Annotated in this window: 23 protein-coding genes and 1 pseudogene; 6 read left to right on the plus strand and 18 right to left on the minus strand. The window is 73.1% G+C overall.

Annotated elements, in window-relative coordinates; translation table 11 throughout:
- Positions 1 to 113: 113 nt before the first annotated feature.
- From ACH4N1_RS16890 to ACH4N1_RS16900, 3 genes are read right to left on the minus strand one after another with little or no spacing between them, the layout of a single operon-like run.
- Positions 114 to 896, minus strand: a complete 783-nt coding sequence (locus tag ACH4N1_RS16890; RefSeq protein WP_398097818.1) for a 3-oxoacyl-ACP reductase — start codon at positions 894 to 896, stop codon at positions 114 to 116.
- A complete protein-coding gene (locus tag ACH4N1_RS16895; protein WP_398097820.1) occupies positions 893 to 2,416 on the minus strand; it encodes an aldehyde dehydrogenase family protein in 1,524 nt (507 codons plus the stop codon). Before ACH4N1_RS16895 ends, ACH4N1_RS16890 begins: the two co-directional genes overlap by 4 nt.
- Positions 2,417 to 2,424: 8 nt before the next feature.
- Positions 2,425 to 3,783 (minus strand): glutamine synthetase family protein, encoded by a 1,359-nt coding sequence (locus tag ACH4N1_RS16900; protein WP_398097821.1) that lies wholly within the window; start codon positions 3,781 to 3,783, stop codon positions 2,425 to 2,427.
- Between the two features lie 173 nt (positions 3,784 to 3,956).
- On the opposite strand from ACH4N1_RS16900, the gene ACH4N1_RS16905 reads away from it, so the two are divergent.
- Together ACH4N1_RS16905 and ACH4N1_RS16910 are read left to right on the plus strand one after the other, a co-directional pair.
- Positions 3,957 to 4,691 carry a FadR/GntR family transcriptional regulator gene (locus ACH4N1_RS16905; RefSeq protein WP_398097823.1) on the plus strand — a complete coding sequence of 245 codons (735 nt, stop codon included), beginning with the start codon at positions 3,957 to 3,959 and terminating at the stop codon, positions 4,689 to 4,691.
- A 116-nt stretch (positions 4,692 to 4,807) separates the two neighbouring features.
- Positions 4,808 to 5,506, plus strand: a complete 699-nt coding sequence (locus ACH4N1_RS16910; RefSeq protein ID WP_398097824.1) for a gamma-glutamyl-gamma-aminobutyrate hydrolase family protein — start codon at positions 4,808 to 4,810, stop codon at positions 5,504 to 5,506.
- A gap of 149 nt (positions 5,507 to 5,655) precedes the next feature.
- Here the strand turns inward: ACH4N1_RS16910 and ACH4N1_RS16915 are convergent, their stop codons facing one another.
- On the minus strand, positions 5,656 to 6,594 hold the full coding sequence (locus tag ACH4N1_RS16915; protein WP_398097825.1) for a LysR family transcriptional regulator: 939 nt from the start codon (positions 6,592 to 6,594) through the stop codon (positions 5,656 to 5,658).
- 70 nt (positions 6,595 to 6,664) lie between these two features.
- Here ACH4N1_RS16915 and ACH4N1_RS16920 point away from each other — a divergent pair, with 70 nt between their 5' ends.
- Entirely contained in the window at positions 6,665 to 7,846 is a 1,182-nt protein-coding gene (locus ACH4N1_RS16920) for a TDT family transporter (protein WP_398097827.1), read from the plus strand.
- Here ACH4N1_RS16920 and ACH4N1_RS16925 read toward each other — a convergent pair.
- From ACH4N1_RS16925 to ACH4N1_RS16940, 4 genes are all read right to left on the minus strand, one after another.
- Positions 7,758 to 8,477 (minus strand): helical backbone metal receptor, encoded by a 720-nt coding sequence (locus tag ACH4N1_RS16925; protein ID WP_398097829.1) that lies wholly within the window; start codon positions 8,475 to 8,477, stop codon positions 7,758 to 7,760. The two genes, ACH4N1_RS16920 and ACH4N1_RS16925, sit on opposite strands and share 89 nt — an antisense overlap.
- Positions 8,477 to 9,043: an XRE family transcriptional regulator gene (locus ACH4N1_RS16930; RefSeq protein WP_363089193.1), complete on the minus strand. Its 567-nt coding sequence runs from the start codon at positions 9,041 to 9,043 to the stop codon at positions 8,477 to 8,479. Before ACH4N1_RS16930 ends, ACH4N1_RS16925 begins: the two co-directional genes overlap by 1 nt.
- A 440-nt stretch (positions 9,044 to 9,483) precedes the next feature.
- Positions 9,484 to 11,295 (minus strand): ABC transporter permease/substrate binding protein, encoded by a 1,812-nt coding sequence (locus ACH4N1_RS16935; RefSeq protein ID WP_398097830.1) that lies wholly within the window; start codon positions 11,293 to 11,295, stop codon positions 9,484 to 9,486.
- Positions 11,288 to 12,370, minus strand: a complete 1,083-nt coding sequence (locus ACH4N1_RS16940; RefSeq protein WP_398097832.1) for a glycine betaine/L-proline ABC transporter ATP-binding protein — start codon at positions 12,368 to 12,370, stop codon at positions 11,288 to 11,290. The genes ACH4N1_RS16935 and ACH4N1_RS16940 overlap by 8 nt, the downstream gene beginning before the upstream one ends.
- 220 nt (positions 12,371 to 12,590) lie before the next feature.
- Between ACH4N1_RS16940 and ACH4N1_RS16945 the strand changes: the two genes are divergently transcribed.
- Both ACH4N1_RS16945 and ACH4N1_RS16950 read left to right on the plus strand, forming a co-directional pair.
- Complete coding sequence (locus tag ACH4N1_RS16945; RefSeq protein ID WP_398097936.1) at positions 12,591 to 13,520, plus strand: 5'-3' exonuclease H3TH domain-containing protein; 930 nt, start codon at positions 12,591 to 12,593, stop codon at positions 13,518 to 13,520.
- Positions 13,521 to 13,616: 96 nt separating this feature from the next.
- Positions 13,617 to 14,462, plus strand: coding sequence for a siderophore-interacting protein (locus ACH4N1_RS16950; protein WP_398097834.1), 846 nt, complete (start codon positions 13,617 to 13,619; stop codon positions 14,460 to 14,462).
- 112 nt (positions 14,463 to 14,574) lie between these two features.
- Here the strand turns inward: ACH4N1_RS16950 and ACH4N1_RS16955 are convergent.
- A pseudogene (locus ACH4N1_RS16955) lies at positions 14,575 to 14,910 on the minus strand (ABC transporter permease); the annotation flags it as partial.
- Positions 14,911 to 14,969: 59 nt separating this feature from the next.
- A complete protein-coding gene (locus ACH4N1_RS16960; protein WP_398097835.1) occupies positions 14,970 to 15,551 on the minus strand; it encodes a GNAT family N-acetyltransferase in 582 nt (193 codons plus the stop codon).
- A gap of 69 nt (positions 15,552 to 15,620) precedes the next feature.
- Between ACH4N1_RS16960 and ACH4N1_RS16965 the strand changes: the two genes are divergently transcribed.
- On the plus strand, positions 15,621 to 16,586 hold the full coding sequence (locus ACH4N1_RS16965) for an RluA family pseudouridine synthase (RefSeq protein WP_398097837.1): 966 nt from the start codon (positions 15,621 to 15,623) through the stop codon (positions 16,584 to 16,586).
- On the opposite strand, the gene ACH4N1_RS16970 is transcribed toward ACH4N1_RS16965, so the two are convergent.
- From ACH4N1_RS16970 to tatA, 8 genes are all read right to left on the minus strand, one after another.
- Positions 16,580 to 18,133: a cytochrome P450 gene (locus ACH4N1_RS16970; protein WP_398097839.1), complete on the minus strand. Its 1,554-nt coding sequence runs from the start codon at positions 18,131 to 18,133 to the stop codon at positions 16,580 to 16,582. The genes ACH4N1_RS16965 and ACH4N1_RS16970 overlap by 7 nt on opposite strands.
- Before the next feature lie 55 nt (positions 18,134 to 18,188).
- Positions 18,189 to 18,809 carry an ATP/GTP-binding protein gene (locus ACH4N1_RS16975; RefSeq protein WP_382784111.1) on the minus strand — a complete coding sequence of 207 codons (621 nt, stop codon included), beginning with the start codon at positions 18,807 to 18,809 and terminating at the stop codon, positions 18,189 to 18,191.
- Positions 18,790 to 19,185 (minus strand): DUF742 domain-containing protein, encoded by a 396-nt coding sequence (locus ACH4N1_RS16980; RefSeq protein ID WP_398097840.1) that lies wholly within the window; start codon positions 19,183 to 19,185, stop codon positions 18,790 to 18,792. The genes ACH4N1_RS16975 and ACH4N1_RS16980 overlap by 20 nt, the downstream gene beginning before the upstream one ends.
- Entirely contained in the window at positions 19,182 to 19,589 is a 408-nt protein-coding gene (locus tag ACH4N1_RS16985) for a roadblock/LC7 domain-containing protein (RefSeq protein ID WP_363089202.1), read from the minus strand. Before ACH4N1_RS16985 ends, ACH4N1_RS16980 begins: the two co-directional genes overlap by 4 nt.
- Positions 19,586 to 21,208 carry an ATP-binding protein gene (locus ACH4N1_RS16990; RefSeq protein WP_398097842.1) on the minus strand — a complete coding sequence of 541 codons (1,623 nt, stop codon included), beginning with the start codon at positions 21,206 to 21,208 and terminating at the stop codon, positions 19,586 to 19,588. Before ACH4N1_RS16990 ends, ACH4N1_RS16985 begins: the two co-directional genes overlap by 4 nt.
- A gap of 783 nt (positions 21,209 to 21,991) precedes the next feature.
- Positions 21,992 to 24,844 carry a DEAD/DEAH box helicase gene (locus ACH4N1_RS16995; protein WP_398097844.1) on the minus strand — a complete coding sequence of 951 codons (2,853 nt, stop codon included), beginning with the start codon at positions 24,842 to 24,844 and terminating at the stop codon, positions 21,992 to 21,994.
- 128 nt (positions 24,845 to 24,972) lie between these two features.
- The gene (tatC, locus tag ACH4N1_RS17000) at positions 24,973 to 25,917 is read right to left on the minus strand and encodes a twin-arginine translocase subunit TatC (RefSeq protein WP_398097845.1); all 945 of its coding nucleotides are present in this window, start codon (positions 25,915 to 25,917) and stop codon (positions 24,973 to 24,975) included.
- 47 nt (positions 25,918 to 25,964) lie between these two features.
- Positions 25,965 to 26,252: a Sec-independent protein translocase subunit TatA gene (gene tatA, locus ACH4N1_RS17005; RefSeq protein WP_398097847.1), complete on the minus strand. Its 288-nt coding sequence runs from the start codon at positions 26,250 to 26,252 to the stop codon at positions 25,965 to 25,967.
- Positions 26,253 to 26,505: the final 253 nt, after the last annotated feature.

Raw genomic sequence — 26,505 nt, forward strand, 5'->3', positions numbered from 1 at the left:
GGGGAGGGACTTTCTCTGGGGGAGGGACTTTCGAAACACGCCCTAGGTGCCGTCGGGTCGCCGTACCAGCCGGGCGGGGGCGTCATGCTCGTCCCGGCACTGTAGGGCGCGGCCTACAGCGGGGTGACGTACGCCCCGGAGATGCCGCCGTCGACCAGGAAGTCGGCGGCGTTGACGAAGGAGGAGTCGTCGCTGGCCAGGAAGGCGACGGCGGCGGCGATCTCGTCGGCCTCGGCGAACCGCCCGGCCGGGATGTGGACGAGACGGCGGGCCGCCCGCTCGGGGTCCTTGGCGAACAGCTCCTGGAGCAGCGGCGTGTTGACCGGTCCGGGGCAGAGGGCGTTCACGCGGATGCCCTCCCGCGCGAACTGCACGCCCAGTTCGCGGGACATGGCGAGGACGCCGCCCTTGGAGGCCGTGTACGAGATCTGGGAGGTGGCGGCGCCCATCCTCGCCACGAAGGAAGCCGTGTTGATGATGGAGCCCTTGCCCTGGCGCCGCATGTAGGGGATGGCGGCCTTGCAGCACAGGTAGACGGAGGTGAGGTTGACCTCCTGGACGCGTTTCCAGGCCTCCAGCCCGGTGTCGAGGATGGAGTCGTCGTCGGGGGGCGAGATGCCGGCGTTGTTGAAGGCGACGTCGACGCTGCCGTAGGTGTCGTACGCCGCCTTGAACAGCGCCTCCACCTGGTCGGGGTCGGTGACGTCGACCTTGACGAACAGGCCGCCGGCCTCCTCGGCGGCCGCTTCGCCGCGGGTCTCGTCGATGTCGCCGCAGACGACGTGGGCCCCTTCGGAGGCGAGGCGGCGCGCGGTGGCGAGGCCGATCCCGCTGCCGGCCCCGGTGATGACGGCGGTGCGGCCGACGAGCCGGCGGCAGATGATCTCTTTGGTCACTGTGCGGGGCCCTCCGTGCTGATGAAGACGTTCTTGGTCTCGGTGAAGGCGGTCAGGGCGTCCGGGCCGAGTTCGCGGCCGATGCCGGACTGCTTGAAGCCGCCGAACGGGGTCCAGTAGCGCACGCTGGAGTGGGAGTTGACCGAAAGGTTCCCGGCGCGCACGGCCTGCGAGACGCGCAGGGCGCGACCGATGTCGCGGGTCCAGACGGAGCCGGAGAGGCCGTAGTCGGTGGCGTTGGCGAGTGCGACCGCCTCCGCCTCGTCCTCGAAGGGCAGGACGACGGCGACCGGACCGAAGACCTCCTCGACGGCGACGCGCGCGCGGGGGTCGAGGCCGGTCAGGACGGTGGGCGGGAACCAGAACCCGGGGCCGTCGGGGGCCTTGCCGCGGATGCCCGCCAGGTCGTCCGGCACGTACGAGCGGACGCGGTTCAGCTGGGTGCCGGAGATCAGCGGGCCCATGTCCGTGGTCTCGTCGGCCGGGTCGCCGACCACGACCGACTCGATCGCGGGGGCGAGCAGGTCCAGGAAGCGGTCGTGGACGGAACGCTGGACGAGAATGCGGGTGCGGGCGCAGCAGTCCTGTCCGGCGTTGTCGAGGAAGGCCATGGGAGCCGCCGCGGCGGCGGCCTCGATGTCGGCGTCGGCGAAGACGATGTTGGGGCTCTTGCCACCGAGTTCCAGGGTGACGCGCTTGAGCAGGTCGGCGCCCTTCGCCCACACCCGTTTGCCCACGGCCGTCGACCCGGTGAAGACGATCTTCGCCACGCCCGGATGCTCGACCAGGGCGTTGCCCGCGACGGGGCCGCGGCCGGGCAGCACCTGGAGGAGGCCTTCCGGCAGGCCCGCCTCCAGGGCGAGTTCGGCCAGCCGCAGGGCGGTCAGCGGGGTCGTCTCGGCGGGCTTGAGGATCACCGCGTTGCCCGCGGCGAGGGCCGGTGCGGTGCCCCAGGCCGCGATCGGCATCGGGAAGTTCCACGGGGCGATGACGCCGACGACGCCCAGCGGTTCGAGGATCGTGACGTCGAGGCCGCCCGCGACCGGGATCTGACGTCCCGTGAGCCGCTCCACCCCGCCGGCCGCGTAGTCGAGCAGATCACGGACGTTGCCCGCCTCCCAGCGGGCGTTGCCGATGGTGTGTCCGGCCTCGCGGACCTCCAACTGCGCGAGTTCCTCGAGGTGTTCGTCGACCCGCGCGGCGAACCGGCGCAGCAGGCGGGCGCGGTCGCCGGGCGCGAGGGCGGCCCAGCGGGACTGGGCCCGGGTGCCGCGCACGACGGCCGCGTGCACATCGGCCTCGGTGGCGGCGGGGACGGTGGCGACGACCTCCTCGGTGGCCGGGTCGATCACCCGGAGCCGGTCGGTGGAGGGGTCGCCGGACGAGAGCCGGTCGGACGCGGACCGGTCGGACGCGGACCGGTCGGACGAGAGCTGGCCGGGGGTGGACCGGCCGGGGGTGGGCCGGTCGGAGGTGGGCCGGTCCGACGCGGACCGGTCGGAGGGGGGCTGGTCGGGCAAGAAGGGCCTCACATGCGTTCGAAGGAGCGGCGCAGCTCCCAGTCGGTGACCGCCGCGTCGAAGGCCTCCACCTCGACGCGGGCCATGTTGCGGTAGTGCGCGACGACCTCGTCGCCGAAGGCGGCCCGGGCGATGGCGCTGTTCTCCCAGAGCTCGGCGGCCTCGCGCAGGGTGGTGGGGACGTGCGCGTAGTCGGCGGTGTAGGCGTTGCCCGCGCAGGGCTCGGGCAGTTCCAGCTTCCGCTCGATGCCGTACAGGCCGGCGGCCACCAGTCCGGCGACCGCGAGGTGCGGGTTGACGTCGCCGCCGGGCAGCCGGTTCTCGAAGCGGAGGGAGCGGCCGTGGCCGACGACGCGCAGGGCGCAGGTGCGGTTGTCGCGTCCCCAGGCGACGGCGGTCGGGGCGAAGGAGCCCGGCTGGAACCGCTTGTAGGAGTTGATGTGCGGGGCGTAGAGGAGGGAGAAGTCGCGCAGCGCGGCGAGCTGTCCGGCGAGGAAGTACCGCATGGTCTCGGACATCCCGTCCGGCCCGGCCATCGCGTTGGTGCCGTCGGCGTCCGCGAGGGAGAGGTGGATGTGGCAGGAGTTGCCCTCGCGCTCGTCGTACTTGGCCATGAAGGTGAGGGAGACGCCCTCCTGGGAGGCGATCTCCTTGGCGCCGGTCTTGTAGACGGCGTGCTGGTCGCAGGTGACCAGGGCCTCGTCGTAGCGGAAGGCGATCTCGTGCTGGCCGGGGTTGCACTCGCCCTTGGCGGACTCGACGGTGAGACCGGCGCCGGCCATGTCGTTGCGCAGGCGGCGCAGCAGGGGCTCGACGCGGCCGGTGCCGAGGATCGAGTAGTCGACGTTGTACTGGTTGGCCGGGGTGAGTCCCCGGTAACGGGCGTCCCAGGCCTGCTCGTAGGTGTCCTTGAAGACAATGAACTCCAGCTCGGTGCCCACCTGGGCGGTGTAGCCCAGGTCGGCGAGGCGTTCCAGCTGGCGGCGCAGGATCTGCCGGGGGGCGGCGACCACGGGTGAGCCGTCCTCCCAGGCGAGGTCGGCGAGGAGCATCGCCGTACCGGGGTGCCAGGGCAGGCGGCGCAGGGTGCTCGGGTCGGGGCGCATGGCGAAGTCGCCGTAGCCGCGTTCCCAGGAGGACATCGCGTAACCGCCGACCGTGTTCATCTCGGTGTCGACGGCGAGGAGGTAGTTGCAGCCCTCGGTGCCGTGTTCGAGGACCTCGTCGAGGAAGAAGCGGGCGGCGAAACGCTTGCCCTGGAGGCGGCCCTGCATGTCGGGGAAGGCGAGGACGACGGTGTCGATCTCACCGCCGGCGACGAGGGCGTGCAGTTCCTCGACGCCGAGCGGGGGTGTGCGGTCTGCCACGGGAGGGCCTCCTCAGGCTTCCTCGGCTGCTACGACTGCTGCTGCGGCTGGGACTGCGGCTACGACTGGGGCTGCGGCTGCGGGGCGCTGCCACGGCTGCTGGGGCTGTGTCGGACGACCGGGAGCCATAAGGTATTGCGGGGAACCTTTGCTTGGGAAGGGGGCGCGACCGGATGCCGGCGGACGGCGGGAAAGGACCGGCGGACCGGCTGACGCCGGTGCTTCGGCCGGTGCGGGCCGGGAACGGTTTCGAGGAGGCCCTGCAGCAGATCCTCCAGGTGGTACGACTGGGCCTGGTGCCCGGCGGGGAGCGGCTCCCGGCCGAACGGGACCTGGCGGAACGGCTCGGGATCAGCCGGGTGACGCTGCGCGAGGTGCTGAGGGTGCTCCAGGATCAGGGGCTCGTGGAGTCCCGCCGGGGCAGGTACGGCGGGACGTTCGTGCTGCCGCGCGCGGACGCGGTCGGCGAGGACGAGCTGCGGCGGCGGACCACCGCTGCCGGCATGGAGGACGTGCTCCGGTTCCGGGAGGTTCTGGAGGTCGGCGCGGCGGGCCTGTGCGCGGCGCACGGTCCGACGGCGGAGCGGGCCGACCGGTTGCGGGCGGCCCTGGCGGGCACCGAGGACGCCCCTCTCGCCGACTACCGCCGCCGCGACACGATGCTGCACCTCACCCTCGCCGAGCTGTGCGGCTCCCCGTCACTGGCGGCGCAGTACGCGGCGGTCCGGGCGACGGTCAACGACCTGCTGGACTGCATCCCGCTGCTGGTGCGCAACCTGGAGCATTCGCAGCGCCAGCACACGGCGCTGGTGGGGGCGGTGCTGGACGGCGACGCGGACGGGGCGCGGGAGATCATGCGCGAGCACTGCGCCGGGACGGCCGCGCTGCTGCGGGGCTTCCTCGCCTGACCCGCGGGCGTGTTCAATGGTTCACTTCTGGTCCATTCGGTCCCTGCAGAGGTGCAGAGGCAGAGACAGAGGCAGTGGCAGTGGCCGGTGGTCTGCGGCGGGACGGAGGGCGGGGCGTGGCGAACGGGACGGGCAGGCCGCTGATCGGCGTCAGCACCTATCTGGAGGCCGGCACGCGGTGGGGGGTGTGGGAGCTGGAGGCGGTGCTGCTGCCGGCCGGGTATCCGCGGCTTGTGCAGCGGGCGGGCGCGCTGGCGGTGATGCTGCCGCCGGACGCGCCCGAGCACGCGGCGTCCGCCGTGGCCCGGCTGGACGGGCTGGTGATCGCGGGTGGGCCCGACGTCGAGCCCGCCCGCTACGGCGCCGAGCGCGATCCCCGGACGGGACCGCCCGCGCGGGAGCGGGACGCCTGGGAGCTGGCGTTGATCGAGGCGGCGCTGGGGGCGGGGGTGCCGCTGCTGGGGGTCTGCCGGGGGATGCAGCTGCTGAACGTGGCGCTCGGGGGGTCGCTCGTGCAGCACCTGCCCGGGCACGCGGAGGCGCCCGGTGTGTTCGGGCGGCACGCGGTGAAGCCCGTGCCGGGCACCCGGTACGCCGCTCTGGTGCCCGAGGAGACGTCGGTGCCCACGTTCCACCACCAGGCGGTGGAGCGGCTGGGGGCGGGACTGGTGGCGTCCGCGTACGCGGAGGACGGGACCGTGGAAGCCGTCGAACTTCCCTCCGCGGGCGGGCGGTGGGTACTGGGGGTGCAGTGGCATCCGGAGATGGGGCGGGACCTGCGGGTGATGCGGGGGCTGGTGACGGCGGCGGGGTGAGGCGGCGCGGCGGGGCGGCCCGGTGAAGCCGCGCGCAAACCCGCGGGGTGGAGCCGCGCGCAAACCTGCGGGGTGGAGCCGCGCGCAAACCTGCGGGGTGGGGCCGCGCGGCGGGTACGGCCGGGTTTCCGCCCCCGGCGTCCCTTCCCCTATCCCCGCGTCAGCGACAGCAGGTCCCGGGCCGGGCCCGTGGGGCGGTGTCCCGTGGGCCAGACCGCCCGGAGGTCCCGGGCCAGGCGGACGCCGTCCACCGGGACGGACACCAGGCGCCGCAGGCCCAGTTCCTCCCCCACCGCCAGCTCGCTCAGAACCGCCGGCCCCGCGCCGCTGACCGCGGCCGCCTTCACCGCCGTCGTCGAGGACAGCTCGATCAGGGGGCGGGCCAGTCCGCCGAGGGCCGCGTCGAGGACCTGCCGCGTCCCGGACCCCTCCTCCCGCAGGATCAGCGGCGTCGAGGCCAGTTCCGGCGCGGACACCGCCCGCCGGCGCCGCGCCCACGGATGCGTCGGCGCGGCGACGACGATCAGCCGGTCGTGGGCGATGACCGTCGAGTCCAGGCCCGCCGGCACGCTGAGCCCCTCGACGAAACCGAGGTCGGCGTCGCCGGACAGCAGTCGTTCCGCCACCGCCGTCGAGTTGCCCGCGAGCAGCGACACCGCCGTGTCCGGCCGCTGCGCGCGCAGCGCGAGGAGCCAGCCGGGCAGCAGGTACTCGGCGATGGTCATGCTTGCCGCGACCCGCAGCCGCGAATCGCGCCGGTCGCGCAGCGCCTGCGCACCCGCGTCGAAGGCCGCCGCCGCCTCGACGATCCGCCGCGCCCAGTCGGTGACCAGCGCCCCGGTGTCGGTGAGCCGGGAACCGCGCGGCGAACGGTCCACCAGGGCCACTCCGAGCTGGCGTTCCATCGTGCGGATGCGGCTGCTCGCGGCCGGCTGGGTGATGCCCAGCTCGCGGGCGGCCGCCCCGAGACTGCCGAGCCGGGCCACGGCCAGCAGCAGCTCCAGGGCACCGAGGTCGGGGACCCGGTGCGCGATCGAGCCGCCGGGCCGCTCCCCCGGGGCTTCATGCGTCGTCTCGTCGCCGCTCATAAGGCCAGCTTATGCCCCCATAGAGCCATCATCCCTGGTCGCGGGGGTGTCGGAGCGGGACGGTGAGGTCATGGTCACCGCAGTCCAGCCCGCCCCCGCCCCCGTCCCCGTCGCGCGGCCGCGCCCGCGTGCCGCCGCCGTCCGCCATCTCGGCCCCAACTGGTACGCCACGGTCATGGGCACCGCGGTGGTGGCGACGGCGGGCGCCGCGCTGCCCGTCCGCCCTCCGGGACTGCGCCCCGCCTGCGCGGCCGTGTGGGCGCTCTCCCTGGTCCTGCTGCTGGTCCTGCTCACCGCCCGGGCCCTGCACTGGCGTCACCACCGCGACCAGGCGCGCGCCCACGTCCTGGACCCGGCGACGGTCCCGTTCTACGGCTGCCTGGCGATGGCGCTGGTCGCGGTCGGCGGCGGGGCGCTCTCCGTCGGCCGGGACTGGATCGGCACCGGCGCGGCCGTGGCCCTCGACGCCGTGCTGTCCGGCGCCGGTACGGCGGTGGGGCTCGCGGCGGCCGTCGCCGTGCCGTACCTGATGGCCGTACGCCATCGGGTCGAGCCGGGGCAGGCCACGCCGGTGTGGCTGCTGCCGCTCGTCGCGCCGATGGTGCCGGCGGCGGCGGGGCCGCGGCTGGTGCCGTACCTGCCGGCCGGGCAGGCCCGCGAGACGCTGCTGTTCGCGTGCTTCGCGCTGTTCCGGCTGAGTCTGCTCGCCACGCTGGTGATGCTGCCGCTGGTCTTCGCCCGGCTGGTCACGCGCGGACCGCTGCCCCCCGCCCTCGCGCCGACCCTGTTCCTGGTCCTGGGGCCGCTCGGGCAGTCGACGACGGCCGTCGGGGCGTTCGCGGAGGTCGCGCCCGCGGTGCTGCCGGCCGCGGACGGCCGGGGGCTCGCGGTCCTCGCCGTCCTGTACGGGGTGCCCGTCATGGGGTTCGCGCTGCTGTGGCTGTGCCTGGCCGGCGCCCATGTGGTGCGGGCCCGCAGGCACGGAATGCGCTTCGCGATGACGTGGTGGGCGTTCACCTTCCCGGTCGGCACCTGTGTGACCGGCGCCGAGGCGCTGGCCCGGCACACCGGACTCGTCGCGTACGGGGCGCTGGCCACCGGGCTGTACGGCGTGCTCGTGACCGCCTGGGTCGTCGTCACCGCGCACACCGTGCGGGGGCTGGTCAGCGGTGGGCTGCTCGCAGCGCCCCGGTCAGCACGCGGGGGGCCTCGGCGAGCGACGGGCCGTACCACGTCAGGTGCCGTCCGCTGACGAGGGCGCACGGCAGGCCGGGGAACGCCTCCGGGCCGTCGCCGGCGGTGAAGCGGTAGGGCTCGTCGGGGAGGACGACCAGGTCCGGGGCGGCCGCCCGCAGTTCCCGCGCCGTGACCTTCGGGTAGCGGTCCCGGTGGGCCGTGTACAGGTGGTCCACCCCGAGGCGGGCGAGGACGTCCCCGGCGAAGGTGTCGCGGCCCAGGACCATCCACGGCCGCCGCCAGACCGGGACGACGGCCGTACGGCGCCGGCCGGACGGTCGCGGGGCGCTCCAGGCCTCCTCGGCCTCGTCCAGCCAGCGGGGGCGTGTGCGGGCCCCGCAGGCCGACAGCACCCGGTCCAGCTCCCGGAGGGCCTGCGGCACGTTGCGGACCTCGGTGACCAGGACCTCGATCCCGGCGTCCCGGAGGGCGGCGAGGTCCGGCTCCCGGTTCTCCTCCTCGTTGGCGATCACGAGATCGGGCGCGAGCGCGGCGATCCGGTCGGTCGCGGGGTTCTTGGTGCCGCCCACCCGGACGACGTCGAGACCCGCCGGGTGGGTGCACCAGTCGGTGGCGCCGGCCAGGACGCCGGGCAGGGTCGCGGCCACCGCCTCCGTGAGCGAGGGCACCAGGGAGACGGCCCGCACTACCGCTTGCGGTCCCGGACCGCCTCGATGTGCTCCGCCACGGCGACGACCACGACCCGGGTGTCCGGCACGGTCGCGCGCCAGCGGTGCCGGACCCCGCCGGTGAGGTACAGGGTGTCGCCGCGGCCGAGACGGTAGGCCCGGCCCTCGGCCTCGATCTCCACCGCGCCGTCGGCGACGTACATCAGCTGGTCGTTGCGGTACTGGAACTCGCGGCCGGCCTCGTGGTCACCGGTGAACTCCGAGGCATGCATCTGGTGGTGGCCGCGGACCAGCGAGCGGGAGCGCGGACCGGGTCCGGGCTCGGCGGTCTCGGCGCGCACGACGTCGACACTGCACGCCGGGTCGGCGGCGGCGAGGAGTTCCACGGCCGTGGTGCGCAGGGCGTCGGCGACCTTCTCCAGGGAGCCGGTGCTGGGCCGCGCCCGGTCGTTCTCGATCTGGCTCAGGAACGGGACCGACAGTCCGCTGCGCTCGGCCACGACGGCGAGCGTGAGGTCCAGGGACCGGCGCCGCCGCCGGACGGCCGCGCCCACCCGCAGGGGCTGTTCTTTGTGGTCGCCCATCGCTCCAGCTCCCTCCTGTGCTCGTCGGTCCGACTGCCGAGTGCCCCGTCGCGGGCGCACGTCGTCTGATGAGTTCTCTTGCACCCTACGCATGTTCGGCAAACCGTTTCACGAGCCCGTCACATCGAGGACATCCGGTGTCACACGGGACCTCACGGTTCGCGCCAGTCGGTCGGCCGCGGGCAGGGGCGCTTCCTCGTGTCCTTCGGTTCAATGCCCGGCGGCCTCCTGGTGTTCCCGTGCCGTTCGCGCGGCGTGATCCGGCTGGTCGAACGGCCGGCACCGGCGGACGGCCGACCGCCGGGCCGGGCCCGGACGTGGCGCTGCGTGGTTGGCCGGATCCGTGCCGTGCGAACGGCGACGCGGGGCGGGCCCCGGCGTACGTCCCGTGGAGGTACGCCGGCGCCCGCCCCGCGCGGGACGGCACGGATGCTGTCAGGTCACCCCGCCGCCCCGGTCTTCTCGCCCGCCCCGTCGACCGGTACCCACCGGTCGAGCAGGCCGGGGTTGTCCTTCAGCCACGCGCGGACGGCGTCCTGCTCCTTGCCCTTGCCGGACTTCTGGATGCGCGCCTCCAGACCGGTGAGCTGCGCCTCGGTCATGGAGAAGTCCTTCAGCCAGGCGCCGACCTCGGGGTGGTCGGCGGCGAAGCCCTTGCGGGACAGGGTGTGCACGCCGTCGCCCTCGCCCCAGGCGCCCCGGGGGTCCTTCAGCTTCTTCAGGTCGTACTCGCTGTAGGCCCAGTGCGGCGACCAGAGCGTGACGACGATCGGGTCCTTCTTGGCGTACGCCCGCTTCAGTTCGGCGAGCATGGCCGGGGTCGAACCGTCGACGACCCGGTAGCCGTCGAGGCCGTACTCCTCGACGACCTTGTCCTTGAGCAGGCCCATCATCCCGGCGCTGGGTTCGATGCCGGTGATCCGGCCGCCGAACTCGGCCGATTTCGCCTTCAGGTCGGCGAGGGTGTTCACGTCCTTCATGTACGCCGGGACGCTCAGCTCCAGGGACGTGGGGCCGTACCACGTGCCGAGGTCGTCGAGCCGGTCGCCGTACTTCTTCCAGTACTCGGCGTGCGTGGTGGGCAGCCAGGAGTCGGTCTGGAAGTCGACCTGACCGGTGGCGAGGCCGGTGTAGAGCGGGGCGGCGGCGTACTGGGTGGTCTTCACCTCGAAGCCGCGCTCCTCCAGCAGCTCCTTCCACAGGTAGGTGGAGGCGATGCCCTCGTCCCAGGGGATGTAGCCGATGGTGATCTCCTCGCCCTTGCCGACGTCCGTGGCGGAGGCCTCGGCGGTGCCGGAGTCCGAGCCGAAGACGCCCATGCCGCCGGCGACGAGCGCGAGGACGACCACGCCGACCACGGCCACGGCCGGGCGGGGGCGGTGGCTCCACACGGTGGGGCGGGCCTTGGCGGCGGCGCGGCGGCCGAGCGGGGAGAGGCGGGTGCCGAGGGCGCCGGTCATGCGGTCCAGGTAGATGGCGAGCACGACGATGCCGAGGCCGGCCTCGAAGCCGAGACCGATGTCGAGCCGGCCGATGGCCTCGTTGACGGAGCCGCCGAGGCCGCCGGTGCCGACCATGCCGGCGATGACGACCATCGACAGGCCGAGCATGATGACCTGGTTGACGCCCGCCATGATCGTCGGCAGGGCGAGCGGCAGCTGGACCCGCCAGAGGGTGTCGCGGGGCGTCGTGCCGAAGGCCTCCGCGGCCTCGACGAGTTCGGCGTCGACCTGGCGGATGCCGAGTTCGGTCATGCGCACGCCGGGCGCGAGCGCGAAGATCAGGGTGGCGACCACACCGGCGGGCACGCCCATGCCGAAGAAGAGGATCGCGGGGATCAGCAGGACCATCGACGGCATGGTCTGCAGCAGGTCCAGGACCGGTCGCAGGGCGGCGCTGACGGCCTGGGAGCGGGCCGCCCAGATGCCCAGCGGCACCGAGATCACCAGGGCGATCAGCGTGGCGACGAGCACCAGCGACAGCGTGGACATCGCCTCCTCCCACAGGTCGAGGGAGTCGACGAGCGCGAACCCGGCGAAGCCGAGGACGCCCGCGACCAGGCCGCGCAGCCACCAGGCGAGGACGGCGAGGATGCCGGCGAGCAGCAGGGGCTCGGGGGCGGTGAGGACGGCGTCGATGCCGTCGTACATGCCTTCGACGACCGCCTTGACTGCGTCGAACAGCCAGGACATGTGGGTGACGAGCCAGTCGACGCCGGAGTCGACCCAGTCACCGAGGTGCAGCCTAGGCACGGGCGGTCACCTTCCCCTCGTCGCGCGGGCCGGCGCAGGCGGCGGGCTCCCCGTGTTCGTCGCCGAGGAGGCCGACGAGGCGCCGGCGCGGGACCACGCCGACGAGTTCGCGCCGCGCGTCCAGGACGGCGACCGGGTGCGTCGCGCGGGCGCTGAGCGCGCACAGCTCGGTGAAGGGGGTGTCGGGGTTCGCGGTGGCGCAGCCGCAGTCGGCCTCGTCGCCGCGGACGTCGGTGTCCATGACGGCGGAGGCGGTCAGCACGCGGGAGCGGTCGACGTCCTTGATGAAGGAGGCGACGTAGTCGTCGGCCGGGCGGACGAGGATGTCCTCGGCGGTGCCGTTCTGCACGATGCGGCCGTCGCGCATGACGGCGATGCGGTCGCCCAGGCGCATGGCCTCGTTGAGGTCGTGGGTGATGAAGACGATCGTCTTCTTCAGGGTCTGCTGGAGCGTGAGCAGCTGGTCCTGCATGTCGCGGCGGATCAGCGGGTCCAGCGCGCTGAAGGACTCGTCCATCAGGAGCAGGTCGGCGTCGGTGGCGAGGGCGCGGGCGAGGCCCACCCGCTGCTGCATGCCGCCGGACAGCTCGTCCGGCCAGGACCTCTCCCAGCCGGCCAGGCCGCACAGCCGCAGCGCCTCGCCGGCGCGCTCCTCGCGCTCGGCGCGCGGGACGCCCTGCACGGCGAGGCCGTAGCCGGCGTTGTCGAGGACGCTGCGGTGCGGGAAGAGCGCGAAGTGCTGGAAGACCATGCTGATCTTCCGGGCGCGGACCCCGCGCAGTTCGCGGTCGCCGAGCGCGGTCAGGTCCTCGCCGTCGAAGAGGACGCGTCCCGCGGTGGGCTCCAGCAGTCCGTTGAGCATGCGCAGCAGGGTGGACTTCCCGGAGCCGGACAGGCCCATGACGACGAAGATCTGGCCGGGGTCCACGGTGAAGGAGGCGTCGATCACGGCGGCGGTGGTGCCGTCGGCCCGCAGCTCGTCCCGGTCGGCGCCGCGGCGCAGCCGCTCGACCGCCTCGTCCTGTCGTCTGCCGAACACCTTGTACAGATGATCGGCTTCCAGCCTGGAGGACACACGTACCTTCTCGGATCGGGGGCAAGGACGGGAGCGGTGGCGGGGCCGGGATGCGGCCCACAGCGCGACATCAACAGTTGAATATGCAACCGGCACCGCTCCGACGCGGCGCCTGCCCCGGTCCGGCACGGGCAAACACGCCAGTGGGCTGGTTCACAGACCCTTCACACCTGCCACGGGAGTGAATTCCGGCGGCCGCCCGCGGGACCGGTGCGGCATGATGCGTGGCGTGACCGGACGACTGATGCTTCTCGACACCGCCTCGCTGTACTTCCGTGCCTACTTCGGCGTCCCCGACTCCGTGAAGGCCCCGGACGGCACACCGGTGAACGCCGTGCGCGGGCTGCTGGACTTCATCGACCGCCTGGTCAAGGACCACCGGCCCGACGAACTGGTCGCCTGCATGGACGCCGACTGGCGGCCGCGGTGGCGGGTCGACCTCATCCCCTCCTACAAGGCGCACCGGGTCGCCGAGGAGCACGAGGCGGGCCCGGACGAGGAGGAGGTGCCGGACACGCTCTCACCGCAGGTGCCGGTGATCGAGGCGGTCCTGGACGCGCTGGGCATCGCTCGCGTCGGCGTCGCCGGCTACGAGGCGGACGACGTGATCGGCACCTTCACCGCACGCGCGAAGGGCCCGGTCGACATCGTCACCGGCGACCGCGACCTGTACCAGCTGGTGGACGACGCGCGCGGGGTGCGGGTGCTGTACCCGCTCAAGGGCGTCGGCACGCTGCAGACCACGGACGAGGCGTGGCTGCGCGGGAAGTATGGCGTCGACGGGCGAGGGTACGCGGATCTGGCGCTGCTGCGCGGCGACCCGAGCGACGGCCTGCCCGGCGTGCCGGGCATCGGCGAGAAGACGGCGGCCAAGCTGCTGGACGGGTTCGGCGACCTGGCCGGGATCCTGGCGGCCGTCGACGACCCGGAGGCCAGGCTCACGCCCACGCAGCGCAAGCGGCTCGACGAGGCCCGGCCCTACCTCGCCGTCGCGCCGAAGGTGGTCAGGGTCGCCGACGACGTGCCGCTGCCGGCGGTGCCGACGGAGCTCCCGCGCACCCCGCGGGAACCGGAGGTGCTGGAGGGGCTGGCGGAGCGCTGGGGGCTCGGCGGTTCGCTGCAGCGGCTGCTGGCCACGCTCGGCGCGTAGGCGTCGGCCCCGCGAGCGGCGGTTCGCGCCGGGGCACCACGGCGGCACGAGGTGCTAACTTAGGCAAACCTAACCAACAAGGCTTGGGAGGCCGCCATGGCAGAACGTCCGGCACGGAAGCCGCGGAAGCCCCATTCCGCGCAGGTCGTCCGCACCGAACGGCTCACCCCCCACATGCAGCGCGTCGTCCTCGGCGGGGAGGGGCTGGCCGGGTTCACCGCCGGCACCTGCACGGACCACTACGTGAAGCTGCTGTTCGGGCCCGAGGGCGTGGCCTACCCCGAGCCCTTCGACCTGGAGCGCATCCGCGCGGAGTTCCCCCGCGAGCAGTGGCCCGTGACGCGGACGTACACCGTGCGCCACTGGGACGCCGAGCACCGCGAGCTGACCCTGGACTTCGTCCTGCACGGCGACGAGGGCCTCGCCGGACCGTGGGCGGCCCGCGTCCGGCCGGGCGAGACCGTCCGCTTCATGGGCCCCGGTGGCGCCTACGCCCCCGACCCGGCCGCCGACTGGCATCTGCTGGCCGGTGACGAGAGCGCGCTGCCCGCCATCGCGGCGGCACTGGAGTCGCTGCCCGCCGGCACCGTGGCGCACGCCTTCATCGAGGTCTCCGGGCCCGAGGAGGAGCAGAAGATCGACTCCGAGGTGGAGGTCGTCTGGCTGCACCGCGGCGATCGTCCGGTCGGCGAGCGGCTCGTGGAGGCCGTCCGCGCGCTGGAGTTCCCCGAGGGCCGGCTGCACGCCTTCGTGCACGGCGAGGCCACCTTCGTGAAGGAGCTGCGCAGACTGCTGCGGGTCGAGCTGCAGGTCCCCCGCGAGGACCTGTCGGTGTCCGGGTACTGGCGGCTCGGTCACGACGAGGACGGCTGGCAGGCCGGCAAGCGGGAGTGGAACGCGCGCGTGGAGGCCGAGCAGGAGAACGCCGCACCGGCCGCCTGACACCGCAGCGGGCGGCCCGCACCGGTGCGGGCCGCCCCCACGACGCCGTACGGTCGCACGGACCGCCGTACGGTCGCACGGACCGCCGTACCGCGGTACGGGCCGTCTGCGGTCACACGGACCGCTGGTACGACCCGGCCGTCCGGATCGACAGCCGCACCGTCGCCGCGGCGAGCGCCGGCGGACCCCCGCCGCGGGCGAGGACCGTCCCCCGGTCGGGGGCGGCGGACAGCGCCGAACGGCCCGCGGTCATCGCCCGGTCGACCGCATCGACCCGCGCGACGTGCCGCATCCACCCGGGCATCCGCCCCGGGGCCATGAACGCGCTGGAGAGGAAGGTCGGCGGCAGCGGCAGGAAGGTGTTGATGCCGATGACCGACTCCCGTCGGCGCGGCGGCATCCCCAGGGCGTTGGGCAGTGCCCCGAGGACCGTCCCCAGCAGCACCGAACGGCCGGCGGTCGGCGGTCGGCGGTCGGCGGTCGGGGAGAGCCCGGGTCCCGGGCGGGTCAGTCGCCCCGCACCCGGGCGTGCAGGTGCATGTCGTGCCAGCCGTCCCGGTGGAGGGTCGCGCTGCGCTTGGTGCCCTCCAGGAGGAAGCCGGCTCTGGCGGCCACGCGGCAGGACGCCTCGTTGGACGTGGCGTGGAGCAGTTCGAGGCGGTGGAAGCCGATCTCGTCGAAGGCCCACCGGGACAGGGCGGCCGTGGCGCGTACGGCGACGCGCCGGCCCCGGGCGGCCGCCGCGGTCCAGTAGGCCACCTCGGCCGTGCCGTCGACCAGTTCGATGCCGCGCAGCGCCACGCGTCCGCGCAGTGCGTCGGTGTCCGCGTCGACGACGGCCCACTGGGCGGTCCTCTCCTCGGCCCAGTCGGCCCGCCACTGCTCGATCCAGCCGGTGACCTCGGCGACGGAGTCGGCGGTCCGGACGTGCCACCGGTGCAGCAGCGGATCCTGGAAGGCGGCGTGGACGGCGGGGGCGTCCGTCGCCCGCCAGGGCCGCAGGAGGAGACCGTCGCCGGTGGGGACGACCGGTTGGGGGGACGTGGCGAGGGCACCGGCGGGGAGGACGGGATCAGTCAGAAAGGGCATGCAGGGAAGCCTGTCCACCGGGCGGGAGCATGCCAACAGGTTTTCGCGGCGGCCGTAGGGTGGATCCCGATGAGACGCCGTACCGCTCCCCCGCCGTCCCCCCTCCCGCAGCGCGAAGGGGTCGATCCGGTCCGGGTGCGGCTGCCGGGCGACGGCCCCTGGGCGACCGTGCGGGAGCATCTGGCGGAGCGGTTCGGCCCGGAGCGGGCCGAGGCCGTGGACGCGCTGTTCGCGGCGGGGCGGATCGTCGGGGCCGACGGGCGGGCGGTGGCGGCGGACACGGCGTACGTGCCGGGGATGTTCGTCTGGTTCCACCGGGACCTGCCCGCCGAGGAGCCGGTCCCGTTCCCGCTGGAGGTCGTGTACCGCGACGAGCACGTCGTCGTGGCCGACAAGCCCCACTTCCTCGCCACCACACCGCGCGGCAGCCATGTCACCGAGACCGCGCTGGCCCGGCTGCGGCGGGAGCTGGCGCTGCCCGCGCTCGGCGCCGCCCACCGCCTGGACCGGCTCACCGCGGGCCTGGTGCTGTTCACCGTGCGCCCCGAGGAACGCGGCGCCTACCAGACCCTGTTCCGCGACCGCCTGGTCCGCAAGGTGTACGAGGCCGTCGCGCCGTACGATCCGGGACTGGCCCTGCCGGTGACCGTGCGCAGCCGGATCGTGAAAAAACGCGGGACGCTGACCGCCCGTGAGGTGCCGGGCGAGCCCAACGCGGTCAGCCGGATCGAGCTGGTCGAGCACCGGCCGGACGGGCTCGCCCGCTACCGGCTGGTCCCGCGGACCGGGCAGACCCATCAGCTGCGGGTGCACATGAGCGCGCTGGGCGTGCCCGTCCTCGGCGATCCCCTCTACCCCGAGGTGACCGCCCCCGGACCGGCCGGTGACTTCCGGCGCCCGCTGCAACTGCTGGCGCGGGAGCTGGAGTTCACCGATCCGGTGACGGGGGCGGAGCACCGGCTGCGGAGCCGGCGGACGCTGGCCGCCTGGTCGTCGCACGACGGCCGGGACGGCGGGCGCGCCGGGGATCAGTAGCCGCGCCACCAGTCCAGGAAGCGCCGCCAGGCGCTCGCCCGACGGGCCGGCTCGGGGGCACCGGCCGGTGCGGGCGCGGGCTGGGGCCGGGGTTCGGGCTGGGGCCGCGGGACGGTCGCCGGCCGGGGCTCGGCGGGCGGCGGCAGGCGGGTGGCCAGGGGCGCGGCGGCGGGTACGGCGCCGGGCGCCGGCGTGGTGCCGGGGGGCACCGGGACGACCGGACGCGACGGCGGGAGCGCACCGTGGGCCGGCCTGACCATGACGTCCTGCTGGGGCTTCGGCTCGAAGCGGACCGGCAGTTCCATGAGGTGCCGCGAGGCGATCGACGTCGTCCAGCGCAGGTCCTCCTCCGCGCAGGCGAGCTGCACGTCCGGCAGGCGCGTGAGCAGGGCGTCGACGCCGACGTCGGCGATGGCGCGCCCGATGTCCTGGCCGGGGCACTCGTGGGGACCGCCGCCGAAGGCGAGGTGGGCGCGGTTGCCCTGCATGCTGGCGGACAGGTCGGGACGGACCCGCGGGTCCACGTTGCCGGGCGCGGGCGCGAAGAGGAGACCGTCGCCCCGGCGGATGCGCTGACCGCCCAGTTCGGTGTCCTGCTTGGCGAAGTAGGCGAAGACCGTGCTGAACGGCGGCTCGTCCCACAGGGACTGCTCGACCGCCTCCGGCACCGTCATCTGCCCGCCGTTGAGCTGGGCGAGGAACCGCGGGTCGGTGAGGACCATCCGCAGGGCGTTGGAGAGCAGGTTGACCGTGGCCTCGTAGGCGGCGAAGAGCACCAGACGCAGATGCTCCCGGACCTCGTCGTCGGTCAGTTCCGCCGGGTCCAGCACGAGATGGCTGGTGAAGTCGTCCTGGGGTTCGGCACGGCGGCGGGCGGTGAGCCGGCTCAGCGCCCCCATGACGTGGGTGTGGCTGGCGATCGCGGTCTCGGTGCCCTTGAGCGCGTCCCGGGCGGCGTGGACCATGCGGTCGTCGTACTCCTCGGGCATGCCGAGGACGTGGCACATCACGGCCATCGGAAGGTGCTCGGCGAACTGGCCGACCAGCTCGGCCCGGCCCCGCTCGCAGAAGCGGTTGACCAGGCGCTGGGTGGACCGGTAGATGTACCGGCGCAGGCTGCGGTCGTCGATGGTGGCCATGGCGGCGGTGACCGCGCCGCGCAGCCGCTTGTGCTCGTCGCCCTCGGCGTGGGAGCAGATGGGCTGCCAGGCGATGTGCGGCATGAGCGGGTGGTCGGGCTTGACCGTGCCGTCCACCAGTGGCGTCCAGATGCGGCTGTCGCGGCTGTACTGGGAGGGCGTGCGGACCATGTGCATGTTCTCGGCGTGGCCGAGGACCACCCACATCGGCACGTCGTCGTGGAGCAGTACGGGCGCCACCGGGCCGTGCTTCTCGCGCAGTTGCTCGTAGAGGTCGTCCAGGTCCTCCGCGCCGGGCCCGTAGAGCCGGTGCAGTCCGCCGGGGCCACGGCCGTGCGCGGGGCAGCCGGGCGGCGGGTCGAGGGCGAGGTCGTGCGGACCGGTCGTCATGGGGTGGTCAGGCGTCACTGGGTCGCTCCGAAAGGGATCCGGGAGGGTCCGGGAGGTAGGGGGTGGGCGGGTGTCAGGTCAGGCTGCCGGTCCGTGCGAGGTCGTGCAGGAAGCGCGTCAGCGTCATCAGCACGTCGCGGCTGGAGGCCCGGCGGCGCACGTCGCACTCCACGATCGGGACCTCGGGCGGCAGGTCGAGGGCGCCCCGCAGGTCCTCCAGCGGGTAACGGGGGCCGTCGGGGAAGGTGTTGACGGCGACCACGAAGGGCACGCCGCGTTCCTCCAGCCGGCCCATGACCTCGAAGCTGACCTCCAGGCGGCGGGTGTCGACCAGGACGACCGCGCCGAGGGCGCCCTCGAACAGGCCGTTCCACAGGAACCAGAACCGCTCCTGGCCGGGGGTGCCGAAGAGGTAGAGCACGACCTGGTCCGTGATGCGGATGCGGCCGAAGTCCATGGCGACGGTGGTCGCGGTCTTGGTGTCGGAGCCGTAGTTGTCGTCGATGCCGATGCCGGCCTGCGTCATGGTCTCCTCGGTGGTCAGCGGCTTGATCTCGCTGACCGACCCGACCATGGTCGTCTTGCCGACGCCGAAGCCGCCCACGATGACGATCTTGGCGGCCGCCGTGGTGGTCTGCGGCAGATGGTCCTCGGCGCGTGGGCCGGGAATGGTGTCAGAGCCGTTGAAGTCCATGCATCACCGCTTCGAGGAGGGAACGGTCGGGGAGGTGCTGCCGGACGATCGGGGCGCGCGCCTGGACGAGTTCGGCCGCCAGCATCTCGGTGAGCAGCACCGTCACCACGCTGAACGGCAGGCCGAGGTAGGCCGACACCTCGGCCACCGACAGCGGGGCCCGGCACATCCGCAGCACCGCCGACTGCTCCGGGGTGGCGGAGGAGGGCGGTTCGGCGCGCGCCACGATCAGGGTGACGAGGTCGAGCGGGGCGCGTTCGCCGTCCGGGCCGGTGATGATGTAGAGCCGTTCGGGGTTCTTGCCCTCCCCCTCCTTCGACGGCTGCGACGGCGGTTCGGGGACGGGGTCGCGCCGCCGGCGTTGCGGAGGCGTCATACGCTCTGCCCGTTCCGCCGGGGCGGGCTGGTCAGATGGGCACCGATCCGCACCACGAGGTCGCGCATCATGGCGCTCATCCGGCCGGCCTCGCAGCGTACGTCGGCGAGAACGGCGAGGTAGGCGTTGGCGCCGGCGGACATCATGTAGAAGTAGCCGCCGTTCAGCTCGATCATGACCAGGTTCATCTCGCCGTCGCTGGAGTGGATCTCCTGGGCGACGGCGTTGGCCAGGCTCTGGAGGCCGGCGCAGGCCGCCGCGATCCGGTCGGCGGCGTCGGGGTCACCGGCGTAGCGGGCGATGCGCAGTCCGTCGGCCGAGAGCACGACGATCATCTCGATGCCCGGAACCCCGTCGTACAGCTCCTTGAGCAGCCAGTCGAAGTTTTGGCGCTGCTGGATCACGTGAGGTCCCCTTCGTCGTCGGCCTCGAACTTGGCCTTGTCCTTGAGCAGGTGCAGGTAGGCGGTGGGATTGCGGGTGAAGTCCGTCGGGTGGTGCCCGGGAGGGGCCTCCTTCTTCAGGCCCTCCCAGAACGCCTCGAAGGCGACGCCGGGCTCCTGCCGCTGGACGGCGGGCCGGGTTTCCGGCTCGGGCCGCGCGAACGGGTCCGGCTCACCGGCGCGTTCGGCCGCCTGCGCGGCGTACGCCTCGCGGTAGCGCTGGCTGATCGGGATGGTGGTCTTGCTGCGGCGCTGCGGCAGGCCCTTGTCGGTCCACTCGGTGACCTCGGGCACCTCGTCGTCGTCCAGGGAGACGCCCGTCGGGATCCTCGGATTGGTGGGGCGGCGCTTCTTCGGAGGCCGCTTCGGGCTCTCGATGTTGCCCAGGTCGATCTGCGGTACGGCGGTGGCGCCGATGCCGTGGGCGAAGCCGGGCGCGGGGTCGGAGGTGACCATCTCGCTCGGCGCGATCAGTACGGCACGGACGCCGCCGTAGGCCGAGGTGCGCAGGGACACCTGCATGTTGAACGCCGTGCAGAGCCGGCCGACGACCGCGAGCCCGAGGCGCGGGGTGCCCCCGACGTCCTGGATGTCGACACCGGCCATGGCCTGTTCCAGCATGCGTTCGGCCTTGGCGCGGGCCTCCTCGCTGAGGCTGACGCCGGCGTCCTCGATCTCGATCGCGATGCCGGTCTGCACCTCGACGGCGTTGACGTGCACCTTGCTGGTGGGGGGCGAGTAGCGGGTCGAGTTGTCGAGGAGTTCGGCGAGCGCGTGGATCAGCGGTTCGACGGACAGGCCGCGGATGTTGACCTTGGCGATGGAGTCGAGCTGGATGCGGCGGTACTCCAGGATGCGGGACATGGCGCCGCGCAGCACGCTGTAGAGCGGCACGGGCTGGGGCCAGTTGCGGCCGGGGCGGCCGCCGCCGAGCACGCCGATGGAGTCGGCGAGGCGGCCGATCAGGGCGGTGCCGTGGTCGATGCGCAGCAGGTCGTCGAAGACCTCGGGATTGCGGCCGTGGTCCTCCTCCATCTCCCGCAGTTCGGCGGCCTGCTGGTGCACGATGGCCTGGACGCGGCGGGCGACGCTGACGAACGAGCGCTGGGCGGAGTCGCGCAGGGCCTCCTCGTGGTCGACGATCTCGAGGATCGTCTTGACCACCTTGCGCTGGCCCTCGCCGAGGTCGCGGTAGCCGGCGTCCACGTCGGCGAAGTGGAGCATCACCTCTCGGGGCGAGTTGCCGGCCCGCAGCCAGGCCACCGCCTGGGGGACGAAGTAGTCGGCGAGCCGGAGGTTCTGCTCCTCGTGGGCGGAGACCCGGCGTTCCAGATTCCCGATCCGGCGTTCCTTCTCCGCGCGCAGTTCCTTCAGTTGACGGCCGCGGCGCACCGACTCGGTGCCGGCGAGGACCACCAGGAGGGTGGCGACGGCTCCGCAGACGCCGACGGCCGTCCGGGCCGGGGTCGCCACCAGGGCGACGGCCGCTCCGGTCGCCGCGGCCATCACTGTCGCCGGCAGCAACACCGTGCGGACGTAGGCCAGTTCTCGGCGACCGGGTGGGGACTGAACACTCACCATGTGGGCACCCTCTGTAGGGGATCTGTCGGCATCATCGGGATATCTGGGAACAAGCGCACGAATACGCCTCAACTCGGTGCGCCGCGGGCGAGCTTAATCCGACCGGATCACCGGCGTGCCATGTTCCGCAACCGCCTGAAACCACATCCGCACCTGGAGTAACCTCGGGTGTTTCGCACGCTCGGAGTTCATTCGAACACATTGCGTAACGATGGACAGATGTGCGAAAACCTTCACCAGTAGAGGTGAATCGGGAGGTGCGAGGCCGCCGTCGGGTGCCCGTCGTGCGCGAGGTCGCCCCGGTGAGGCCGTGGGGCGAGGCGCGGGGCGGGGTGGGGCAGGCACGTGACATCGGACCCGCCGTGCGGGCGGGAGGCCGGTCGCCCGGCGTACGCGGAGGAGCGGCTCGTCCGCGACGCGGACCGCTCAGGGGGCCTGCGGACGGCCTCGCCGAAGCCCCGCGCCCGGCGCCTCGCCCCCACGGGCGGGTGCGGCGGCCCCCGGGCAGAGGCGGAGGCGTCGCGCCTCCCGGCCACGGGCCCGGGCGGCGCCCCCGCACGCGGTTGGTGCCGGAGGGCGCTCACCGCGACCGGGCCCCGCGCCCGCCGTGCGGCCCCGTCCACGGACCGTCAGCAGACCCCTGCCGCCGGACCGTTCACGGACCCGGCGTCCTCCTTCGGGCGGCGGCGCACTTCACCGGCCCGGCCTCTCCGCCCGGGCGGCGGCACCCGTCCGGGCCCGGCCGGGGCCACCGCTTCGGCCGGGGTTCCCGCCCCCGTCCGCTCAGCCCACCGACGAGTACGCCACGACGCCCCGCAGCAGTGCGTCGACCGCCTTGCGGGCGTTCCTCGCCACCGACGAACTCTCCGCGGGCGCGGCCGCCGCGATCTGCCCGAGGACGTCGATGACCTGCTTGCACCAGCGCACGAAGTCCCCGGCCGGCATCTCGACCTCCCGCAGGACCTCGTCGAGGCCCTTGCCCGAGGCCCACATGTGGGCGGCCCAGGCGAAGCCGAGGTCGGGCTCGCGCTGGCCGACGCCCTCGGTCTGGCTGATCCGGAAGTCCTCCTCCAGGGCGTCCAGCCGGCCCCAGATCCGCACCATCTCGCCGAGCGCGGCCTTGGCCTTGCCCGCGGGCAGCTTCGGCGCCATCGCGTCGTCGCCGGACCGGGCCTCGAACACCAGCGCCGAGACGCAGGCGGCGAGTTCGGCCGGTCCCAGGCCCTCCCAGACGCCGGCCCGCAGGCACTCGCTCGCCAGCAGGTCCAGCTCGCCGTACAGCCGGGCCAGCCGCCTGCCGTGTTCGGTGACCTCGTTGCCGCGCAGGTAGTCCAGTTCGGTCAGCAGGGCCACGATCCGGTCGAAGGTGCGGGCGATGGTGTTCGTCCGGCCCTCGATCCGGCGCTCCAGCTGCGAGGTGTCGCGCAGCAGCCGGTGATAGCGCTCGGCCCAGCGGGCGTGGTCCTCGCGGTCGGAGCAGCCGTGGCAGGGATGGGCGCGCAGCGCGGCACGCAGGCGGGCGATCTCACGGTCGTCGGCGGCCTGGGACCGGCCCCTGCGGGCGCGTTCCGGCGTGATGTGCCCGGCCTTGGTGCGCAGCGCGGAGGCGAGGTCCCGGCGGGACTGCGGCGAGCGCGCGTTGAACGTCTTCGGGATGCGCATCCGCTCCAGCGCCTCGACGGGCACCGGGAAGTCCATCGAGGCGAGCCGCTTGACCTGCCGCTCGGCGGTCAGCACGAGCGGGCGCGGCCCGTCGTGGTGGTCGAGGCCGCGATGGCCGTTGGCCCGGCCGGCGGGCAGGCCCGGATCGAGGACGAGGGCCAGTCCGGCGTACTTGCCGGTGGGCACGTGGATGACGTCGCCCGGCTTCAGCTTCTCCAGCGCCACCGCCGCCTCGGCCCGCCGCTGGGCCGCGCCCTGCTTGGCCAGCTCCGTCTCGCGGTCCTTGAGTTCGCGGCGCAGCCGCGCGTACTCCTCGAAGTCGCCGAGGTGGCAGGTCATGGAGGCCTTGTAGCCCTCCAGGCCCTCCTCGTTGCGCTGCACCTGCCGGGAGATCCCGACGACCGACCGGTCGGCCTGGAACTGCGCGAAGGAGGTCTCCAGCAGCTCGCGCGAGCGGTGCCGGCCGAACTGCTGGACCAGGTTGACCGCCATGTTGTACGACGGCTTGAAGCTGGAGCGCAGCGGGTAGGTGCGGGTGCCGGCCAGACCGGCCAGGTGGTCGGGGTTCATGCCGCGCTGCCACAGCACGACGGCGTGTCCCTCGACATCGATGCCGCGGCGCCCCGCACGGCCGGTGAGCTGCGTGTACTCGCCGGGGGTGATGTCGGCGTGCTGTTCGCCGTTCCACTTGACGAGCTTCTCCAGCACGACCGAGCGGGCGGGCATGTTGATGCCGAGGGCGAGGGTCTCGGTGGCGAAGACGGCCTTGACCAGGCCACGGACGAACAGTTCCTCGACGGCCTCCTTGAAGGTCGGGAGCATGCCCGCGTGGTGGGCGGCGATACCGCGCTCCAGCCCCTCCAGCCACTCGTAGTAGCCGAGGACGTGCAGGTCCTCGTGGGGGATGGCGGCGGTGCGCTCCTCCACCAGGGCGCGGACCCGCTCGCGCGCCTCGTCGTCGTTGAGCCGCAGCCCGGCGTACAGGCACTGCTGGACGGCGGCCTCGCAGGCGGCACGGCTGAAGATGAAGGTGATCGCGGGCAGCAGGCCCTCGGCGTCGAGCCGCTCGATGACCTCGGGGCGCCCGGGCGTCCACACCCGCGACCGCTGTCTGCGCTCGCGCTCCCGGTCGGCCTCGCGCATGTTCCGGCCGCGCCTGCGGTCCTGGTACGACGGCCGGCTCGCCTCCATGCGGGCCAGCCGCGCGAGGTCGGGGTTGACGGCCCTGCGGTGGCCCTCGCCCTCCTCGAAGAGGTCGTACATCCGCCGTCCGGCGAGCACGTGCTGGAACAGCGGCACGGGCCGGTGCTCGGAGACGATCACCTCGGTGTCGCCGCGCACGGTGTCGAGCCAGTCGCCGAACTCCTCGGCGTTGGACACGGTCGCCGACAGGGAGACCAGGGTCACCGATTCGGGGAGGTGGATGATCACCTCCTCCCACACGGCGCCCCGGAAGCGGTCGGAGAGGTAGTGCACCTCGTCCATCACCACGTGGCCGAGGCCGAGGAGGGTCTGCGAGCCGGCGTACAGCATGTTCCGCAGGACCTCGGTGGTCATCACGATCACCGGGGCGTCGGAGTTGACGCTGTTGTCGCCGGTCAGCAGGCCGACCTTGTCGGCGCCGTAGCGACGGCACAGGTCGGAGTACTTCTGGTTGGACAGCGCCTTGATGGGTGTCGTGTAGAAGCACTTCTTGCCCTGCTGGAGGGCGAGGTGGACGGCGAACTCGCCGACGATCGTCTTGCCCGAGCCGGTCGGGGCGGCCACCAGGACGCCCTTGCCCGACTCGAGCGCCTGGCAGGCCTCGATCTGGAAGGGGTCGAGACCGAAGTCGTACATCTCGCGGAAGGAGGCGAGCGCGGTGGCCTGCTCGGCGGCACGCTTACGGGCTGCCGCGTACCGCTCGGCCGGTGAGAGGTCCTCTGTCATCGTGCTTTCCACCGTACCGGGCCGCACTGACAACAGGACGATCATTATCCGGATCCACTGTCCGGGGCCCGGGTGCGGGCCGTCCGGGGCCTCACGGTACGTCGCCGGCCGGGTACACGGCGCGGCCGGGCGCCGCAGGGGCGCGCCGGCCGCGAGGAGGTCCGTCCCGGTGCTCAGGTCACGTCGTCGTAGCCGTTGACCCGCTCCGCGGTCGTCTGTCCGGGCAGCGCCCGGCTCGGGGCCACCGCCTCGACCTCACCGATGGCCTCGGGGGTGAGGTCCAGTTCGGAGGCCTCGTCGTCGGCGGGGCCCAGGGCGTCGCGGCGGTGCCTGCGGCGGTCGTTCAGCAGCGAGAAGGCGGTCGCGAAGAAGTAGAGGATCCAGATCGGCCCGGCGAGCGCGAGCATCGTCAGCGGGTCGGTGCTGGGCGTGGCCACGGCGGCGAAGACCGTGATGCCGATGATCATGCCGCGCCACCAGCTCATCATGCGCCGGCCGGTCAGCGCCCCGGTCAGGTTGAGCATGACCAGCAGCAGCGGCAGCTCGAAGGAGAGGCCGAAGACGAGCACCATGCGGACGATGAGGTCGAGCAGGTCGTCGAGCGGCAGCTGGTTGTCCAGGTCCGCCGGGGAGAACTCGAGGAGCACCTTCGCCATCGTCGGCAGCGTCTTGTACGCGAAGAAGGCACCGCCGAGGAACAGCGGGACGCCCGTGCCGACGAACGCGTAGGCGTATTTGCGCTCGTGCTGGTGCAGACCCGGCGCGACGAAGCCCCACAACTGGTAGAGCCAGACCGGGGAAGCGAAGATCACACCCGCCATCAGGGAGACCTTCAGGGCGAGCGTGAACGGGGTGAGCAGACCGTTCAGGACGATGCGGGCGCAGTTGCCGCTCCTCTGCTGCGCCAGCTCCGCGAAGGTCGAGTCGCACCCCACCGCGGTCAGGATCGGGTTCGTGAAGAACTCGATGATGTCCTTGTAGAAGAAGGCGGCGACGATCGTCACGACCACGATGGCCAGCAGCGCCTTCGCGAGCCGGTTGCGCAACTCACGAAGGTGCTCCGCGAGGGGCATCCGCCCCTCTGGGTCCTTCTCCTTCTTGCGGGCAGACTTGAGCAACCCACGTTCCCATCTCGTGCGGCGGGCCGGAGGTCACCGGCCCTGCGTCAGCGCTTGGTCGAATCCGTCGGCTCGCTGACCGGGCGCGAGCTGGTCACGTCACCGGGGGAAGCCTGGATGGTGCGCTGAGCCGGCGGCTGCTCGCCGTCGTTGGGCGGACCGGCCGGGGTGGCCGTGCTGTTGCCGTCGTCCTTCATCGCCTTGGCCTCGCTCTTGAGGATGCGTGCGGACTTGCCGAGCGAGCGCGCCATGTCCGGAAGCTTCTTCGCGCCGAACAGCAGGATGATGACGACGAGGATGAGAATGATCTCGGGAGCGCCGAGCCTTCCGAACATAAGTCTTTACCTTCTCACCGAGGCGGCTGGGTGGGATTGCTGTCCGACCGGTCGGACAGTTGTCCGAACGATCGTGCTGGCAGCGATCGTAACGCTCGGGGGTGAACGTGAGGCAATCCCCGTGCGTACTCCCGGTCCGCGGTCCGGGCCTCGTTCTCCGGACCGCGATCAGCAGCGTACCCGTCCCGACCACCGCGACGGGAGGGCGAAGTGTCCCAAAACGTATTCCGCGCGGGACTCACAGGAGGGCCAC

The sequence above is a fragment of the Streptomyces sp. NPDC017202 genome, assembly GCF_044331705.1.
GTDB lineage: Bacteria > Actinomycetota > Actinomycetes > Streptomycetales > Streptomycetaceae > Streptomyces.

What these genes read in the sequence shown, in the direction of transcription:
- ACH4N1_RS16905 (WP_398097823.1), top strand. Translation starts at nt 3,957, where the DNA reads ATGCCGGCGGACGGCGGGAAAGGACCGGCGGACCGGCTGACGCCGGTG.
- ACH4N1_RS16915 (WP_398097825.1), bottom strand. Translation starts at nt 6,594, where the DNA reads ATGAGCGGCGACGAGACGACGCATGAAGCCCCGGGGGAGCGGCCCGGC.
- ACH4N1_RS16920 (WP_398097827.1), top strand. Translation starts at nt 6,665, where the DNA reads ATGGTCACCGCAGTCCAGCCCGCCCCCGCCCCCGTCCCCGTCGCGCGG.
- ACH4N1_RS16930 (WP_363089193.1), bottom strand. Translation starts at nt 9,043, where the DNA reads ATGGGCGACCACAAAGAACAGCCCCTGCGGGTGGGCGCGGCCGTCCGG.
- ACH4N1_RS16945 (WP_398097936.1), top strand. Translation starts at nt 12,591, where the DNA reads ATGCGTGGCGTGACCGGACGACTGATGCTTCTCGACACCGCCTCGCTG.
- ACH4N1_RS16950 (WP_398097834.1), top strand. Translation starts at nt 13,617, where the DNA reads ATGGCAGAACGTCCGGCACGGAAGCCGCGGAAGCCCCATTCCGCGCAG.
- ACH4N1_RS16960 (WP_398097835.1), bottom strand. Translation starts at nt 15,551, where the DNA reads ATGCCCTTTCTGACTGATCCCGTCCTCCCCGCCGGTGCCCTCGCCACG.
- ACH4N1_RS16965 (WP_398097837.1), top strand. Translation starts at nt 15,621, where the DNA reads ATGAGACGCCGTACCGCTCCCCCGCCGTCCCCCCTCCCGCAGCGCGAA.
- ACH4N1_RS16975 (WP_382784111.1), bottom strand. Translation starts at nt 18,809, where the DNA reads ATGGACTTCAACGGCTCTGACACCATTCCCGGCCCACGCGCCGAGGAC.
- ACH4N1_RS16980 (WP_398097840.1), bottom strand. Translation starts at nt 19,185, where the DNA reads ATGACGCCTCCGCAACGCCGGCGGCGCGACCCCGTCCCCGAACCGCCG.
- ACH4N1_RS16990 (WP_398097842.1), bottom strand. Translation starts at nt 21,208, where the DNA reads ATGGTGAGTGTTCAGTCCCCACCCGGTCGCCGAGAACTGGCCTACGTC.
- ACH4N1_RS16995 (WP_398097844.1), bottom strand. Translation starts at nt 24,844, where the DNA reads ATGATCGTCCTGTTGTCAGTGCGGCCCGGTACGGTGGAAAGCACGATG.
- tatA (WP_398097847.1), bottom strand. Translation starts at nt 26,252, where the DNA reads ATGTTCGGAAGGCTCGGCGCTCCCGAGATCATTCTCATCCTCGTCGTC.